Source organism: Shewanella scandinavica, assembly GCF_031932065.1.
Taxonomy (GTDB): Bacteria; Pseudomonadota; Gammaproteobacteria; order Enterobacterales; family Shewanellaceae; genus Shewanella; species Shewanella baltica.
Window position 1 is genome coordinate 13956 of the sequence record NZ_JAUOES010000023.1, and the last position, 16714, is coordinate 30669.

Consider the following 16714-nt stretch of genomic DNA (forward strand, 5'->3'; position numbering starts at 1 on the left):
ACTAACTAACTTTAACTCAGATTTTGTCATGAATTTAGCGAATGGTACAAAAAACTAAAATGTTAATAAAATTTCTGTTGTTTTATCACAAACCATTATATTGTTGACCGCAATAGTCATAGGAAAGAAATTATATGGATAGCATTGAGACGGCAACAGCAGCGGCAATTAAGAATGTAGCAGGTAAAGAGGCCGAAGCATTAACAAACTTTCTAAAGAAAAAAATTAATAATAAGTGGCAGGAGCATGTAGGTGAGAGAGAACTAATAAAATATCAGAGCAAGATAATTGGATATCTATATTTCTTTACGATTAATAATCCAGACCAAAAAACATATATTGATGATATATATGTACCTATAAATATAGAAACTGCGCAAGGAAATAAATTCAAAGTAGAGTCTCTTCTAAGTCGGGGGCGTGGTTTCAGTGCGGTTTCAGGTGTAGCTGGACATGGAAAATCAACCTTCCTGCGTCACTTAATGAGAACTCTCATTGTTGATGAATTATCCGAACAAATCCCAATTTTCTTCGAATTAAAGTACTTTAAGGATGATAGGATTGAAATCCAATTATGCGAATGGCTTAATCAGTGCGGACTGCAAGTCGATATTAGCTTTGTAACCAAGTTGCTTAGAGAGGGACGATTTACAGTATTGCTTGATGCTTTTGACGAATTGCCATCAGATCTTATGGATATTTGCGAGCAGAGAATTGTTCAGTTTTGCCAAAATTATGAAAACATAAACCTAATTGTTACAACAAGGCCAAACTTGCAGATTTCACGAAATTCTTTGGGAAATCATTACCAGATGGTTGATCTGGATAGAATGCAGGTGAAAAAAATATTGGAACAAGTATGTGAATCAAAAGCGGACGCAATAAATGCGACTAGTGCCATCTTCTCTAGCAGTTTTGCCTCTGGTGCAATTAAAACTCCAATTTTAGCTGTTCTTGTCTCTCTTACATACAAAAGATGGAAGAGTATCCCTAAAACAATGTCGGAGTTTTATAATCGTGTATTTAACACTTTGCTTTCTATTCACGATAACACTAAATCCGGTAAGCAAATTCGTCGAGAAATAAAAACAAATCTTGAAGATGTTCAAATACTAAGCGTTGTTAACAATCTGTCCTATTACTTGACAATAGATGAGAAGTATAACTTTACAAAGTTTGATTTTGATGATGTGTGTTTAAAGTCGCTAAAGAACCAATCTTTCGAATCAAGCGAATTAGACGCAGTTTTTAAATGCCTAAAGAGTGCTTGCAATATCCTAGTTAAAGATGGTTTCGATGAATATAAATATATCCATCGCAGTTTTCAAGAGTTTTACGCTGCAAAGTATATTACTTCATTGCATCATAGTAAAAAGAAGGTATTCTATTCTAAATGTTTAAGTGACAACAGCTTCGGTCTTAGAATGAGAGAAGTGATTAAATTTCTTTGTGAAATTGATGAAGTATATATGTATGAATTTTATATTATACCATACTTGCTGCAGAATAAATGTATAGCACCGTACAAGTATCTCGACATCTATTCATTAAGGGAGATTAATTTCACTCATCTAGTTGAAATAATTATTGAGTCCAAAAGTGTAGCCCTTGGAGGTAGGCTGATTGAAACGTCATACTCTAACCTTTTTATCTACATATTATTGCTTGGTGAGGATGTTATAGATGAAATTTCTGAACAGGTTGATATATTATTGTGCAAAAACGACTTGTCTATCATAAATGAGAAACTAGTTCCCTCTCATACTACCCATCGCCAATTGAATATGTATCCAGCAAAAAATATTGTCGAATTATACTATTCCGATGATAAGTTTATTCAAAAGGTTTGTAGGGCGTTAGAAGAAGAACTGAGTGATGCTGAGACTGAATTAGATAGAAAGCTTGATAAAATTTCTAATAAGACAGAAGAAGATGTTGATGACGTATATAATCTTTAGAAACTGTAGGCCATACTTCAGTTGTACTATAATCTGGTATATGTAAACAGGTGATAGCAAAGACAATAATAAATAAAGCAGTCTGTCCTTTCGAATAAACTAACCTACTTTTTATAATCGACGGTAGGTTAGTTAGATTCAATGTTCTAACACGCTTTTGTCCAAAAGCGTGCTGGGTATCTCCTTCATACAGACAGGTTACATTAGTGCCAAAAAGGTGAGCCATGGTGATTAGCGAGACGACCGTCCGCCCCATGGACGGGGCGGTCGAGCATCCAAGGACGGACTAGCTGCGTGTCGGAGAGTGAATGTCATGGCAAGCCTATATGAGTGGATACCAGCCAACGCTACGATCCTAACGACTGAAATAACAGGCGACTGAAATAACAGGCCACCCAGTACAGTTTGCCTAAACTATTAGGTCTAAAAGCCAGCTATGTTCAGTACGATTACTTGTTGCCACACAATAAAAAGCCCTGCTTATACAGTGATGTATAGCTGGGCTTTTTTAATCGAAAGTTTGCATTCACTGAGCGGAAGGACAAGCTTTACTCAGAGTTTATGACCTAGTTCGAATAGGTCATAAATCCTTTTATCTCATTTACCTATTTCACTCACTCATCTCTTTCACTAACATTGGCATCATGGAGATGCTAGTAGCCGATGGCTTCGCTACCTGAGTGGCGAGGATCAGACGCGCCAAAAATTCCTTGTTCGGTGACCATGATTGATTGTGTACTGCCCATAGCGGACTGTACTTTCACTTTGTGGCCTTTGGCTTCGAGCAGGGAAATGGTATCGCGGTTTAAGCTGGATTCAACTCGCAGTTCATCGGGCAGCCATTGATGGTGCACCCGCGCCGCATTACTGGCTTCGGCGATGTTTAATCCATGGTCGATCACATTCATGATGATCTGCAGTGTGGTGGTGATAATGCGTGAACCGCCGGGGCTGCCAGTGACGAGGAAGGGCTTGCCATCTTTCATCACAATAGTGGGGCTCATGGAGCTCAATGGGCGCTTATTGCCTTCGACCGCATTGGCATCACCGCCGACTAAACCGTAGCCGTTTGGCACGCCGGGTTTGGCCGAGAAATCATCCATCTCGTTATTGAGCAAAATGCCAGTACCCTTGGCCACTAAACCTGAGCCGTAGCTGAAGTTTAAGGTGTAAGTGTTTGAAACCGCATTGCCCCATTTATCCACTACCGAGAAGTGAGTGGTTTGGTCGCTCTCATAGGGCGCGAGTTTACCTGGCTTGATTTCGGCGCTTGGCGTTGTTTTATTCATCGCGATTTGGCTGGCGATTTTTTGGGCGTAGTCCTTACTGGTTAAGGCTTTGACGGGCACCTTATAAAAGTCGGGATCGCCTAAGTATTCGCTGCGATCGCTATAGGCATGCTTCATGGTTTCTGCCATCAAATGAATCGTCTGCGCCGTATTGTGGCCGAGTTTATCAATCGGGAATTGTTGCAACACATTAAGCATTTCTATGATGTGCACGCCGCCCGATGATGGTGGTGGCATAGACACGACCTCGTAGCCACGGTATTCGCCGCGCACGGGTTCGCGTTCTACAACCTTATAATTTTTAAGGTCGTCTAAGGTCATAATGCCGCCAGCGTCTTTCACCGCATTGATGAGTTTAGTGGCGGTTTCACCTTCGTAGAATCCTTTGGTGCCTTTTTCAGCGATCAGACTTAATGAATGGGCAAGCTCAGGTTGTTTAAGAATATCATCAACTTGATAATCGCTGCCGTCGGCTTTGTAGAAGATAGCAGCCGTGGTTGGCCATTGGGTCATGCGGCGTTTTAGGCCTGCAAGAGATTCGGCAAGATCTGGCGTGACGCTAATGCCTTCCTGCGCCATTTTAATTGCGGGTGCAGCGACTTGGGCGAGTGTCATAGTGCCATATTTTTCAAGTGCTAAGCTCATGCCCATCACGGTACCTGGGACACCCACAGCAAGGCCGTGTTCGCGGCTCAGCTTTTCCACTGCATCGCCATTCTCATCGAGGAAAATGTCTTTTTTGGCTTTAGATGGCGCCATCTCACGGTAATCTATTGCTATAGTTTTGTTTTCTTTAGCAATATGCACCAGCATAAAACCGCCGCCACCGATATTGCCGGCACGCGGTAAAGTGACTGCCAAACTGAAGGCCACGGCCACGGCCGCATCAACGGCATTGCCGCCTTGTTTTAGGATCTCAACGCCAGTGCGACTGGCGAGTGTTTCTTGGCTGGCAACCATGCCATGCTTGGCCCACACAGGTTGTGCTGTGGCCATCTGGCTGAAAATTGACGATTCTTCGGCAAGCAGACTGGGTGATGATAGTAGGGGAAGCGCCATGGCAATGGCGAGAATAAGAGGTCTAAAAGGTCTTGTTGGACGCATACTCAATCCTGAATTTATTTTCATTATGGCTATGCAATGTGCCGAGAATTAGGCTTAATTGCAACCTTGTATATTAGTTAAGATCCGTAAAGGACGAGAATTTACCCAATGAGACAGCTTATCTTGGCCTTTGCGAGCTCAATGTCGGACATATCGGCCAGTGCGTGGAATGCCGTTATGGGGGAGGCGAATCCCTTCTGTCGCCATGAGTTTTTGTTGGCGCTAGAGCAGAGCCATTCGGCCTGCGCTGCAACGGGTTGGACGCCGCGGCATTTATGCGTGTTTGATGTGGGTGACAGATTAAATGATGTCGCCAGTACCGATAAAAGCTTGTCGCCTTTGGCTGACGGTGCACTGATAAGCCGGCAAACGGCCAAGCACTTCAAGCCATTATCGCTTGTGGCGGTGATGCCCTTGTATCAAAAGTCTCACTCCTACGGCGAGTACGTGTTCGATTGGGCGTGGGCCGAAGCCTATGAGCGCCATGGACTCGATTATTATCCCAAATGGGTGAATGCAATCCCTTTTACCCCAGTGCAAGGGCGAAGGATGGGCATTCATTCTGCATTAGATAGCGTTGAGCAACTGCGCGTGGCGCAATTACTGCTGCTGACATTGAATCGCCGGCTAACATCAGAGCTGTTTGCGTCAGAGCCTTGTGTGTTAGAGCAAGGTGATGCGGTTTTTGATGAGTCAGAGCTTAATCAGTCCGTTGTTGATGAAGCTGATCTTGATGGGTCAATGCAAAGCGTTAAAGATCAGGGCGACAGCCCGATTTCTTCATGGCATAGCTTATTTGTTACCCCAAGCCAAACGCCGTTATTTGAAGGCTTGCCCAATCCGCTGTTAAAACGCTTAGGCACGCAGTTCCATTGGCATAATCGCGGTTATCGCGACTTTGATGATTTTCTGGCGGGCTTTAGTTCGCGCAAACGTAAGAATATCTTGAAGGAGCGGGCGCAGTTACAGCCTTTTAATCTTAAGTTTCACTTTGTCGAAGGTGAACACATTACCGCTTCACAATGGCAGACGTTTATCCAATGTTATCAATTAACTTACCTTAAGCGCTCCGGTCATCGCGGCTATTTAACGCCGACCTTTTTTCAGCTGTTGGGGGAACAACTCGCCGCGCAAGTCTTACTGTTGGTGGTCGAAGATGCCAAGGGCGAGATGGTAGCCGGCGCCTTGTATCTCAAAGGCGAGAATACTCAAGGGCAAAAATGCTTATATGGCCGTTATTGGGGGACAACGGTTGAGCTCGACGGCTTGCATTTTGAGGCCTGTTATTACCAAGGTATTCAATACTGTATTGAACATGGGTTCCAGATGTTTGATGCGGGCGCACAGGGGGAGCATAAGGTGCTGCGCGGCTTTGAACCTGTTGAAATGTATTCCTACCATAATATCACCCACTTAGGATTTAGGGCGGCGATTGCCGATTTTGTAGAGCAAGAAGCACAGCAAATGCAGCAATATATGGCGCAGATGCGAGCTGTTTTGCCCTACAAAAAAGAGCCCTAATAAAAGACCGAGTTAACGGGACATTATTGGGCTCTCATTTATGTCGTGCATGTTCAACCTATATAGTACAACCTAAGCAGTTCTATCTAAGCTGTTAATTCAAACGGTTAGCTATGAATGTTAGCTCAGGGCTAACCACACGCCCACACCTATCATCAGGCTGCCTGCAATGCGGTTTAACCAGCGAATATTATCGCCACGACTTAGGAAAATACGCAGGCTTTTGCCGCCGCTGGCGTAGGCGAGCATAGAGGTAAACTCGGTCACCATGATAATGCTCAGCAGTGCGAGCAGCTGCGGCGCGACTTCGCGCTCGGCATTGATAAAAGGTGGTAGTAGCGACACCATAAATGCCCAACCTTTAGGATTGGCAATGGCGGTAATAAAGCCTTGGGAGATCAAGGTAACATTGCTGGCTCTGGGGTTAGTGTCGTCATCGCTTAACATGGCCATCTTACCGCGGGCGCGCCACATTTGTACGCCGATAAAGCCTAAATAAATTCCGCCAACCCATTTAAAGATTTGAAAGACTTCGGGATAGTTGAGCATGATACTGGCAACGCCCATCACGGCGGCTGTCGCCACTAACGCTACGCCTACCAGTTCACCCAGCATCATCCACAGGGTGCGGCGCACACCTATGCTCATGCCCAAGGTCATGGCGAGCGTCATACACATGCCCGGGGTGATAGAAACAAAGAAGAAGGTCGGGATAAACACTGCAAGTAAGGCAAAATCTGGCATGGTTTGGTCTGTCTTGGGTGAAGATGGGAAGGCCGATAGTATAATGAAAACTGCGGGTTTAGCCAATGCGCTTGTTTTGGCCTGACAACACATAAATGTAATCGGTTGTGTTAGCGAACGATATTTTTTGTCGGTTACCCATTTGGGGTGTGAGCGGTTAGTGCACTGGCGTGAATTATGTGCAGAGTCATCCTGCTGCTAACAAGATAAGATTTTGATTTCAGGTTTTGTTTCAGTATCGATCAAATACACGCTATCGGCACCCACAATATAATAACTGTATAGACTCTGGTAAATATGTTCGCCTAATTCGCCATAATAAGGACGACGTGCATTTTTTACCGACTTCCATATTGGCCAAGGTAAAGAAAAATAATCGGACCTGGATGGGTTTGTCATATTTAAATCGGTATCGATAGGGAATGGCGTATTGATTTTTTCATTATTGATATTACTGCCTAAATCATCATTAAGATTAACATGGATGCTATTTGAACAAGTTTGATAACTTGATTCATCAATCACCAGAATTCCTGCGATCATTGGGAAGTGAATTTCCATCGAGAACGCACTGTCATTAGGCTCTTGCCACAGTAAGGTCAACGATAATCCCTCTAATCTGCAGCTCAAATCAGGATGGGGTTTAAGCTTTCTTTCTGCGGGGAACCAAGGCTGATAGCTTGTCTGAGTCATAGCGCATTCTTGTTCGGTCATTAGGTTACTCGCTTAATTATCGTTATCTTGCGGCTTACCGTTATTCATTCACTCGTGCCGCCAATACTATAATCGAAAAATAACGCTGAAGCATGTTTAGATTATCTAATAATTTTTGAAACTCATATCAGTGAGACACGACTTATCAATATTTATTTGATTGATATGCTAACCCCATTCTTAAATTAATTATCAATAACTGTTATAGAACAGTTTAATAATGGATTCTGCATATGATCAAATCATCTCTATCCGCAAGTAAATATACCTTCTTACTGAGTGTTATTTTGGCTGCCAGCATTAATAACGTTATGGCTGACAACAGTACCAAAGTGTTTAGTTTACAAAGTAATCTTGCCGATAATTCAAGCTTCCCTCCTGAGTATTTTTGGAATCAATTTGGTTGTTCGGGCGAAAATATTGCGCCGCGATTAACTTGGCAAAATGTACCTGCCGGTACCAAGAGCTTTGCTGTCACTTTATATGACAAAGATGCGCCTACTGGCAGTGGTTTTTGGCACCGTGTTGTGTATGACATTCCGGCACAGGTGTCGACTCTCGCAGGTGGTGTGAATGGCGGAGCACTACCCAGTGGTGCCATTGAAGCTAATACCGATTTAGGTAAACCTGGATTCTTTGGACCTTGTCCACCAGAGGGACGTGAACACAGCTATGTATGGACAGTGCATGCTTTGGATGTGGCGCAGTTGCCGATAGACAAGGGATCAACACCCGCTTTGGTGGGATTCTATCTTTGGCAGCATAGATTAGGCGAAGCAAGTTTAACGCTTTTAGCTGGCCCACGTTAGGAGGAATGAAGATGACCATATTATCTACGCGCATTACATACCCCATGTTATCAAAGGCTTTTACTCTACTGGCAAGCAGTTTGTTGTGTTCTCACTCATGGGCGACACAGACTGAGCCGCTGGCAAAAATGGAAGTCTTTGCCGAACTTGATGGGGCTGTGGGCGGTATTACTTTCACATCAGATGATCGATTGATTTTCAGTTATCACCCTTTCTATCAACCTAACATTAAGGTGGCAGAGCTTTTAGCGGATGGTAGTACTAAGCCATTCCCTAATTCGGATTGGCAGCAATGCCATGATCCGCAGGGCAAAGCGAAAGAACCTGACACTTGCCTTAATTGGGTGTTGGGGCTGCGAACCGACGATCAAGACAGAGTTTGGCTATTAGACTCTGGCCAGCAGGCGCCACGTATTGAGCCTAAATTAGTGGCGTGGGATACCAAGAAAAACCAATTAGATCGCATTATTCATTTGCCCGCGCCAGTCTCTCTTCCTGAGTCACAACATAATGACTTTGTTATCTCAACTCGACACCAAGCGATTGTGATTGCTGATGAGGGGATTGGCACGGGTCCCATTGGTGAAAAGGCTGCGTTGGTAGTTGTGGACTTAAATACAGGGAAAAGTCGGCGCCTATTACAGGGTGATAACAGTGTGATGCCAGACTTACAGCGGCCACTGATTATCGATAAAGACTCAAAAGATAGAAAGCAGATTGAAGTCTATGTGGGTGCCGATGGTATTGCTTTAGATAAAACCCAAACATGGCTCTACTTTGCCCCGATGAATAAAGACAAAGTTTACCGTGTGCGGATGACAGATCTCATCAATCCTTCGTTAACGCCTGCGGCACTCTCTGCCAAAGTGGAGGCTTATGCCGATAAGCCCGACAACGGTGGCTTAAGTATTGATGAAGCGAATAATTTGTATCTAACGGAAGTGGGAGAGCGGGCAATTGGCGTGATCCCTGCTGATTCTCGCCAGTATCGCACTTATGTCCATGATGAACGTATGGTTTGGCCCGACGGTGTGAGTTATGGCAAGCAAGGTTATTTGTACTCTGGGGCTGCGCAATTACCGTTATCGGCGCCATTAAATAATGGCAAAGCTGAAAACAGTCCACCTTATTATATTTTCCGTTTTAAGCCGTTAGCGGCGGGCGTTCGTGGTAATTAATCCGAACAATTAATCTCATCAATTAATTTTATAACCTTACGCCAAGTGCTTATCTTAACTGAATTTATTCACACGATTTTTGCGGATTAAAACGGTTTGGATTCGCACTTGGTTATACCGAGTCACTGAGTCACGACACCCAGAGGATGACATTATGAACATAGTCGGATTGGATCACTTTACTATCAGAACGCCCAAACTGGTTGAAACGCTGTTGTTTTATCAAGACATCCTTGGATTGAAATTAGGTTGGCGGCCACAGTTTGGTTTTCCCGGACATTGGCTCTATGCATCAAATAAACCCATTCTGCATTTAGTGGAAGCGGGCGATCAGGCGCTAGAGGCCTACTTAGGGGAAAGTAGAAATATTTATGGCTCGGGACGTGTTGACCATTTGTCGTTTCGTGGCACGGATTTACAGCAGATGCAGCAGCATTTATGCCAGCAGAGGATGATTTTTCAGGAACGAATCGTGCCTGAGGTTGGTGAGCATCAGTTGTTCCTTGAAGATCCGAATGGCATCAAAGTAGAGATGATATTCCCCTATGCAAAAGACAACGCCATCATTGGAATTGTGATGGATAGGCTCGCTATTTCAGACACCAAGGAGCCTGAACATGGCGGAGATTAATGCCTTCAGACGGCAACTATTACAAACGCTGGGATTGGGCAGTTTGGCATCATTGGCATTATTTCCTCGAGGTGTGATAGGTATGAATTCATTGAATACGAGTACAAATATGGAGAGCTCACAGGGTAAGCCGAAGATTCGCATGGGAGTGACGGACTTAAGTTTTCATCGAGTCACCGCCGCTGTGGTGGCCCATGTGATAGGCATTATGGGCAAAGAGGTTAAACGAAGCTATGCATTGCACGAGGCTAATTTTGAGCAGCTAGGCGAAGGCAAAGTGGATATGCTGTGTTCAGCATGGTTGCCCCATAGCCATGGGATTTATCGACAAGGTGTCGAAGAGCGAATTGCTACGCGGCAACTCGGGCTACATTATGAGCCCTATGCGCTCTGGGGCGTACCCGATTATGTGCCTGCTGAGCAAGTGTCGAGCATTGAGGATTTACTCAAGCCTGACGTGCAGCAACGTATGCGGCCGATCATTCAAGGGATTGGTGAGGGGGCGGGGATCACGCGATTTTCTAAAATTATCATGACGCAATATGGATTAACGGCGGCGGGTTATCAATTTAGAACAGGCACTCAGGCCGACTGTGTCGCCGCTTTTGAGTCTGCCGTAGCGGTAAACGAGTGGGTGATCGTTCCTTTGTGGCATCCACAATTTTTACACCATCAATACGGTATTCGCGATCTTCAGGACCCCAAAGGTTTACTCGGGGGAAAAGATAAAGCGGTATTGCTCGCCCGTGAACGCGAGTTAGTGGTTAATTTCTCGCCCGCACAAATTCAGGTACTTGATAACATAGTATTATCGAATCAAATGGTTGCAGAACTCGATTATGCGGTTAATCGACAAGGAATGACGGAAGATGAGGCCGCTGCGAACTGGCTGACAGTCAATCCTCAGCATTTGACGACCTGGTTAGCCCCGTTGCTTAATCCTGCGAAAGTCTCATATCAGGAGGTGACATTATGATGATCACACCTGAATCGCGGCTTGTGGCGGCTGGGCTTGAACTACCTGAGGTTGCTGCGGCTCTTGGGAATTATGAACCCTATTCAATTGTCGGCAGTCAGTTAATGACTTCGGGTCAGTTTCCCTATTTAGAGGGCGAGCTTCAGTATCAAGGACAATTGGGCGCCGATCATACTGTGAGCGAAGGCTACGCTGCCTGTCGTCTTGCGACCCTAAATGCCATTGCCCAATTGAAACAGGCTTGCGGTGAGCTTTCGCGGATAAAACAAATTTATCGCTTGGAAGGGGTGTTAAATGTGCATCAATCTTGCTTTGAACATCCTAAAGCGCTCGATGGGGCTTCGGATTTATTGCTTGAAATCTTCGGTGAAGCAGGGCGTCACAGCCGAATGATTTGGACAAATCCTGTCATGCCGCTGAACAGTTTGTGTCTAGTGTATTTATTTGCAGAACTCTATTGTGATGACGAACAAAGGCAACGACCTTTCTCTCGATTGAAATCGAGTTCTTGAATGTGACTCACATTGGCTGTTAGTTAAATGTTCTGTCAGCAAGATGGGTAGTTCATTCAATAGCATATAAGGCAGTTCTTGAACTTTCATTAATCGATTGTTAGGGTTAGGTCATCATGGATGGAATGTTGACAATACGATGACTGAGAAACAAAAAATGTTAGCGGGTAAGCCCTATAAGGCTTGGGATGATGAGTTATTGGCTGAGCGGATGCGGGCGAAATCAGTTTGCCATCAGTTTAATCTGGCCGAACCGACTCAGCTTGATGCGCGTATGGATCACCTTCGTGGCCTGCTTGATATTCAACATTGCGCCCATATTGAGCCCAACTTCTTTTGTGACTACGGGTATAACATTCATATTGGCAAACAATTTTACGCCAATCATAATCTAACCATATTGGATGTTTGCTCAGTCTCGATTGGCGATAACGTGATGTTTGGTCCCCATGTGATGATTTCTACCGCAACGCATCCTATCGATCCCATCGCACGGCAAACGACGGAATACGGCGCGCCAATTCAAATCGGCAATAATGTTTGGCTTGGCGGTAACGTCTCTGTGTTGCCCGGTGTGACCATTGGCGATAATTGTGTCATTGGTGCTGGTAGCGTAGTGAATAAGAGCATTCCGGCGAACTGTGTGGCGGCTGGCAACCCTTGTAAGGTTATCAAACCCATCAATGTGGAATAATGCAGGAAAGTCGATGCCGTGTGATTGGTGTCAATGCTGATGCTGATTGAGATGACGATTTAGATAGTCGTAGAAACAAAAAACGGTACGCAATGCGTACCGTTTTTTATGGGGGATGAAAACTTACAGTACGCCGCGGCGCATTTGATCCCGCTCAATCGATTCAAACAGGGCAGTAAAGTTGCCTTCACCAAAACCTAAGTTATTTTTGCGTTGGATGATTTCGATAAAAATCGGTCCGAACAGGTTTTTAGTAAAAATTTGCAGTAAATAACCGGATTCATCGCCATCCACCAAAATTTGGTGATGTTTGATGCGCTCACGATTCTCAGTCACCTGCGGCAACTTCTCAAATATGGTGTCGTAGTATTCAGGGATAATGTCTAAGCATTGGATTGAACTGCCTTCCATCGCATCCAGAGATTTTACGATATCGCGACTTCTAAAGGCTAAATGTTGCACACCTGGGCCATTGTATTCCTTCAGGTATTCATCGATTTGGTTTTTATCGCTGCCTTTACCTTCGTTAATCGGGATACAGAAGCTGCCATCGGGCGAACGCAGGGCGTAGGACACTAGCGCGGTTTGTACGCCGCTGATGTCAAAGTAGCGCACTTCAGTAAAACCAAAAATGTTTTTATAGAAGTTAGCCCAATGTTCCATTGTGCCTTTGTAGACGTTGTTGGTTAAGTGATCTACTTCGATAAAGCCTTTCTCTTGGGTGATCACTTGCTCGTCTAAGTCTTCAAAATCAGCGGCATAGATATTGTTATCTGCGCCAAAGGTGTCGATGAAATAAATCAAGCTGTCGCCAATGCCGTAAATCGCAGGATAAGGCAGATCTTTATTGGCATCATCGGCGGGTTTTGCACCACGTTCAACGGCAACGCGATAGGCAAAGCCAGCATCTTCTACCCGCCAGCCCATAGAGCAAATGGCTGGGCCGTGGGATTTGGCAAACTTAGCTGAGAAACCTTCGCGCTCAGTGTTGAGCAGAAAATTAATGTCATTCTGTTTGTAGTACAGGATGTCTTTGTTCTTGGCTTTTTTCAGCAGTGAAAAACCAAAGTCAATAAAGACTTTGTGCATAAAATCAGTATCAGGGCTGGCGAATTCAGTGAATTCGATACCTAATAAGCCCAGTGGATTTAGTTCGCTTGCCATGATGTTTTCCTCATTATTTTAGTTCAACCGCCGACACTCTTTATCCCTTTAATTACGTTGGGATACGCAACCGTTTCGGTGCGCTGGTGGCTTAGGGCTAGTCTTCTAGCCAAGAGCGGTTGTAGTCTTTGCTCATGCAATTTTGTACATGTTCGGTTAATTTAAGTGGGGCGAAGGTGTCCACCATCACTGCGTATTCATAGGTTTCTTTCTTGCCAATCGAGGCTTCAGTGCGGCCCGGTTGTGGGCCGTGGGCCACACCTTTTTGATGTAAGGTCATATAACCCGCTTCAATGCCCGTGCGGCTCATAAAGTCGCCATCGACGTAATACAAGACTTCGTCGCTATCGATATTGTTGTGGTAATAAGGCGCTGGAATCGATTTCGGGTGGAAATCGTAGGGGCGCGGCACGAAGTTACAAATCACAAAGTTATGGGCAGTAAAGACCAAGTGATCAGAAGGCGGCAGATGGATTTTGCCCACCTTTGGCGCGTATTCAGTAATGTTGAATGCCCAAGGGTAAACACAGCCATCCCAACCCACTAAATCAAAGGGATGCCATTCAAGTGTGGTGAGTTGGTATTTATCGCCAAACTTACACACTAAGGGGAAGGCGCCGCGCTCAACCATAGCATCTTGCAATGTGGGCACGCGCAAATCGCGCTCGCAGTAAGGTGCCGATTCTAATAGCTGACCATACTCGTTACGGAAATGCTTAGGCACTTCCACCATAGAGAATGACTCGATAACGAAAAGTCGCACATTGCTGTAATCGTTGAATTTAAGTTGATAAGTCGTGCCACGTGGGATCACGAGATAGTCCCACTTTTGGACCTTAATCGTGCCGTACTCGCTGTAGAGTGTGCCTTCGCCTTCGTGAACAAAAACCACTTCATCGGCATAGGCATTACGGTAAAACTCGTCGGTATCGGCGGTGACTTTGGCGGTATAAAGTGCTAAGTCATTGTTATAAAAAATCTTGTTACGGGCGCTGAAAAAATTACCTTCACGGTCGGCATCGCGGGAATCGAGTTTATAGTTTTGGACCAGCGAGTCTTCCCAATTGGCACCGTGGCCTAGGCTGTAAGGTGCTACTTCCAACGCTTTGGTTGGCATGTTGTGGTGATATTTATTGGAATAAATATTGGAAAAACCATGGGTTGAGAACAACTCTTCACGGTAAAGCTCGCCGTTTTCCTTTTCAAATGCGATATGGCGCTTATGGGGGATCTGGCCTTGTTTCACATAAAATGGCATGGTTATTCCTTCAATATTGCGTTGCAGGATTACCTACATCGCTGGTCGTTATGCTGCAAGTTGCATTAGTGTGATCTTGTTATCAATTTAGTTGCTTGAATGAACAAAAAAAAGAATAATAAATCCGTTATCTCAATCTAAAAATTAGATGGTATTCTAATCTTTACAAATTGTAGTGTTTCCGTGACATGTTCATAAGAGCCAAGGAGTGACCATGCGCATCGATATTGATGCTTTTAATGTGCTGCAAGTGCTGGTGGAAGAGGGCAGTTTTGCCAAGGCGGCGGAGCGGTTACACAAGGCGCAATCGGCGGTGAGTTATCAAGTTAAAAAGTTAGAAGAGCACTTAGGCGTGCAGCTTTTTAGCCGTGAGCAATATCGTGCTGAGCTGACGCAAGAGGGCAGGGTGATTTTGGCCGAGGGGCGAAGATTGTTGCAACACCTTGCAAACATTGAACATCTTGCCAGCCGTTTCAGTGAAGGCTGGGAGCCAAAGTTAGAGCTAGTGATAGACGGAGCCTTGCCGATGGAGCCCATTATGACGGCTTTAAAGCGCATGGCTGAACATCAAATCCCCACAAAAATTCAGCTCAATATGGAATTTTTAGGCGGCGTACAACACAGATTCGAGCGTGATAATGCCGACTTGATGTTAGTGAAAGATTATCGCACTGGCCCCTATTATCATCCGCAACCTTTGCCAGCCATCACCAGTGTGCTGGTGGCAAGTGCTTCGCATCCTTTGTCTTTTATTCGCGGAATTAGTTTGTCTGAACTGCAGCAACACGTGGAATTGACTATCGAAGACTCTTCGCCCAATAAAAGTTACCGCGATGAAATGCAATTTGGCGGCGATAAAGTGTTTTATCTTTCAGGCTTTATCATGAAAAAGAACGCTTTGTTAAAAGGTTTAGGTTTTGGCTGGTTGCCGGATTTTCTAGCGCAAGAAGAGTTGGCGAAAGGGGAGTTAGTTGAAATCGACTTTGTCGGTGGCAGCCGTTTTACCTTTATTCCACAGCTTGTCTCGACCTTAGAGCGGCCGTTAGGCCGTGCGGGACAACTTTTTACCGAGTTGATATTAGAAGAGTTTGCTAAGGCTGAGCAGTTTAATGGTGTGGGTTTAGGTTGATAAGTCGCCGTTTGTCATCTTTTGATACAAGTTACCGCATAAAATAATCGCATTATGACATTTTATGTCATAGATTAAGCGCTAGATTAACAGTGAAATTGAGCCGCGATAGGTAAAGAGTCGTCCATCGGGGTCAATCTAAAGGCTAGTAACAAGGAACTGACAGTTAAGGGGAACAGTATGTCTAGACGTTGTCATGAAGTGGATTATGAAATCATCGGCCACAGTATGCAGTTGGTTGAAGTGGAGCTCGATCCTAACGAAACCGTGGTCGCCGAAGCAGGCGCGATGAATTACCTAGAGCAAGACATTAGCTTTGAGGCCAAAATGGGCGATGGCTCAGAGCCTGAGTCAGGCTTTTTTGGCAAGTTGGTAGGCGCAGGTAAGCGGGCGCTGACGGGTGAGAGCATTTTTATGACTCACTTTACCAACCAAGGCAACCAAAAGCGCAAAGTCGCTTTTGCCGCCCCTTATCCGGGCACAATCCTTGCGATCGACTTAGCCGAATATGGCGGCGAGCTTATCTGTCAGAAGGACAGTTTTTTAGCGGCGGCTCTAGGTACACGGGTGACGATGAAATTTAATCGCCGTTTAGGTACGGGCTTTTTCGGTGGCGAAGGGTTTATCCTGCAAAGCCTACAAGGCGATGGCATGACTTTTATCCATGCGGGCGGCACCTTAGTTAAGAAAGAATTGAGAGGCGAAACCTTAAGGGTTGATACCGGTTGTTTGGTTGGATTTACACCTGGGATAGATTACGACATTGAGCGCGCAGGCTCGTTAAAGTCTATGGTATTTGGCGGAGAAGGCTTATTTTTAGCGACGCTAAAAGGTCACGGCACGGTTTGGCTGCAAAGTTTACCGTTCTCACGAATGGCAGACCGTATTATCGCCCATGCCCCATCTGCGGGTGGCAGTGATCGCGGTGAAGGTTCAGTGCTTGGTGGTCTTGGCCGCATGCTCGACGGGCGTTAAGCCCTAAGCTGAATCGATGTAAGTCAATCACAGCACCATTTTGCAATCATGCTTTCTC

15 protein-coding genes are annotated in these 16714 nt (G+C 45.0%); 10 read left to right on the forward strand and 5 right to left on the reverse strand.

All coding sequences use genetic code 11. The features are described 5' to 3' along the window. Window positions 1-134: 134 nt before the first annotated feature. The gene (locus tag Q4Q50_RS17340; RefSeq protein WP_126491708.1) at window positions 135-1958 is read left to right on the forward strand and encodes an NACHT domain-containing protein; all 1824 of its coding nucleotides are present in this window, start codon (window positions 135-137) and stop codon (window positions 1956-1958) included. A gap of 653 nt (window positions 1959-2611) precedes the next feature. On the opposite strand, the gene ggt is transcribed toward Q4Q50_RS17340, so the two are convergent. Continuing rightward, window positions 2612-4351 (reverse strand): gamma-glutamyltransferase, encoded by a 1740-nt coding sequence (ggt, locus tag Q4Q50_RS17345; protein ID WP_006086156.1) that lies wholly within the window; start codon window positions 4349-4351, stop codon window positions 2612-2614. 108 nt (window positions 4352-4459) lie between these two features. Here ggt and Q4Q50_RS17350 point away from each other — a divergent pair, with 108 nt between their 5' ends. Next, complete coding sequence (locus Q4Q50_RS17350; protein WP_311900416.1) at window positions 4460-5872, forward strand: GNAT family N-acetyltransferase; 1413 nt, start codon at window positions 4460-4462, stop codon at window positions 5870-5872. Between the two features lie 120 nt (window positions 5873-5992). Here the strand turns inward: Q4Q50_RS17350 and Q4Q50_RS17355 are convergent, their stop codons facing one another. Together Q4Q50_RS17355 and Q4Q50_RS17360 are read right to left on the reverse strand one after the other, a co-directional pair. Continuing rightward, window positions 5993-6616 (reverse strand): LysE family translocator, encoded by a 624-nt coding sequence (locus Q4Q50_RS17355; protein ID WP_311900417.1) that lies wholly within the window; start codon window positions 6614-6616, stop codon window positions 5993-5995. 198 nt (window positions 6617-6814) lie between these two features. Continuing rightward, window positions 6815-7330 (reverse strand): hypothetical protein, encoded by a 516-nt coding sequence (locus tag Q4Q50_RS17360; RefSeq protein ID WP_311900418.1) that lies wholly within the window; start codon window positions 7328-7330, stop codon window positions 6815-6817. A 233-nt stretch (window positions 7331-7563) separates the two neighbouring features. Between Q4Q50_RS17360 and Q4Q50_RS17365 the strand changes: the two genes are divergently transcribed. From Q4Q50_RS17365 to Q4Q50_RS17390, 6 genes are all read left to right on the forward strand, one after another. Beyond that, entirely contained in the window at window positions 7564-8139 is a 576-nt protein-coding gene (locus tag Q4Q50_RS17365; RefSeq protein WP_311900419.1) for a YbhB/YbcL family Raf kinase inhibitor-like protein, read from the forward strand. A gap of 11 nt (window positions 8140-8150) precedes the next feature. Further along, window positions 8151-9317: an L-dopachrome tautomerase-related protein gene (locus Q4Q50_RS17370; protein WP_311900420.1), complete on the forward strand. Its 1167-nt coding sequence runs from the start codon at window positions 8151-8153 to the stop codon at window positions 9315-9317. A gap of 154 nt (window positions 9318-9471) precedes the next feature. Further along, on the forward strand, window positions 9472-9948 hold the full coding sequence (locus tag Q4Q50_RS17375) for a VOC family protein (protein WP_311900421.1): 477 nt from the start codon (window positions 9472-9474) through the stop codon (window positions 9946-9948). Beyond that, window positions 9935-10924, forward strand: a complete 990-nt coding sequence (locus Q4Q50_RS17380; protein WP_311900422.1) for a glycine betaine ABC transporter substrate-binding protein — start codon at window positions 9935-9937, stop codon at window positions 10922-10924. Before Q4Q50_RS17375 ends, Q4Q50_RS17380 begins: the two co-directional genes overlap by 14 nt. Then, a complete protein-coding gene (locus tag Q4Q50_RS17385; RefSeq protein WP_311900423.1) occupies window positions 10921-11436 on the forward strand; it encodes an Atu1372/SO_1960 family protein in 516 nt (171 codons plus the stop codon). Before Q4Q50_RS17380 ends, Q4Q50_RS17385 begins: the two co-directional genes overlap by 4 nt. Window positions 11437-11575: 139 nt before the next feature. Further along, window positions 11576-12130: a sugar O-acetyltransferase gene (locus Q4Q50_RS17390; RefSeq protein WP_311900424.1), complete on the forward strand. Its 555-nt coding sequence runs from the start codon at window positions 11576-11578 to the stop codon at window positions 12128-12130. Window positions 12131-12253: 123 nt separating this feature from the next. On the opposite strand, the gene hppD is transcribed toward Q4Q50_RS17390, so the two are convergent. Both hppD and Q4Q50_RS17400 read right to left on the reverse strand, forming a co-directional pair. Beyond that, window positions 12254-13294 (reverse strand): 4-hydroxyphenylpyruvate dioxygenase, encoded by a 1041-nt coding sequence (gene hppD / locus Q4Q50_RS17395; RefSeq protein ID WP_011847092.1) that lies wholly within the window; start codon window positions 13292-13294, stop codon window positions 12254-12256. A gap of 97 nt (window positions 13295-13391) precedes the next feature. After that, entirely contained in the window at window positions 13392-14552 is a 1161-nt protein-coding gene (locus Q4Q50_RS17400) for a homogentisate 1,2-dioxygenase (RefSeq protein ID WP_311900425.1), read from the reverse strand. A 214-nt stretch (window positions 14553-14766) separates the two neighbouring features. On the opposite strand from Q4Q50_RS17400, the gene Q4Q50_RS17405 reads away from it, so the two are divergent. Next, entirely contained in the window at window positions 14767-15681 is a 915-nt protein-coding gene (locus Q4Q50_RS17405) for a LysR family transcriptional regulator (RefSeq protein WP_012587408.1), read from the forward strand. 180 nt (window positions 15682-15861) lie between these two features. Beyond that, complete coding sequence (locus Q4Q50_RS17410; RefSeq protein ID WP_006082118.1) at window positions 15862-16656, forward strand: TIGR00266 family protein; 795 nt, start codon at window positions 15862-15864, stop codon at window positions 16654-16656. Window positions 16657-16714: the final 58 nt, after the last annotated feature.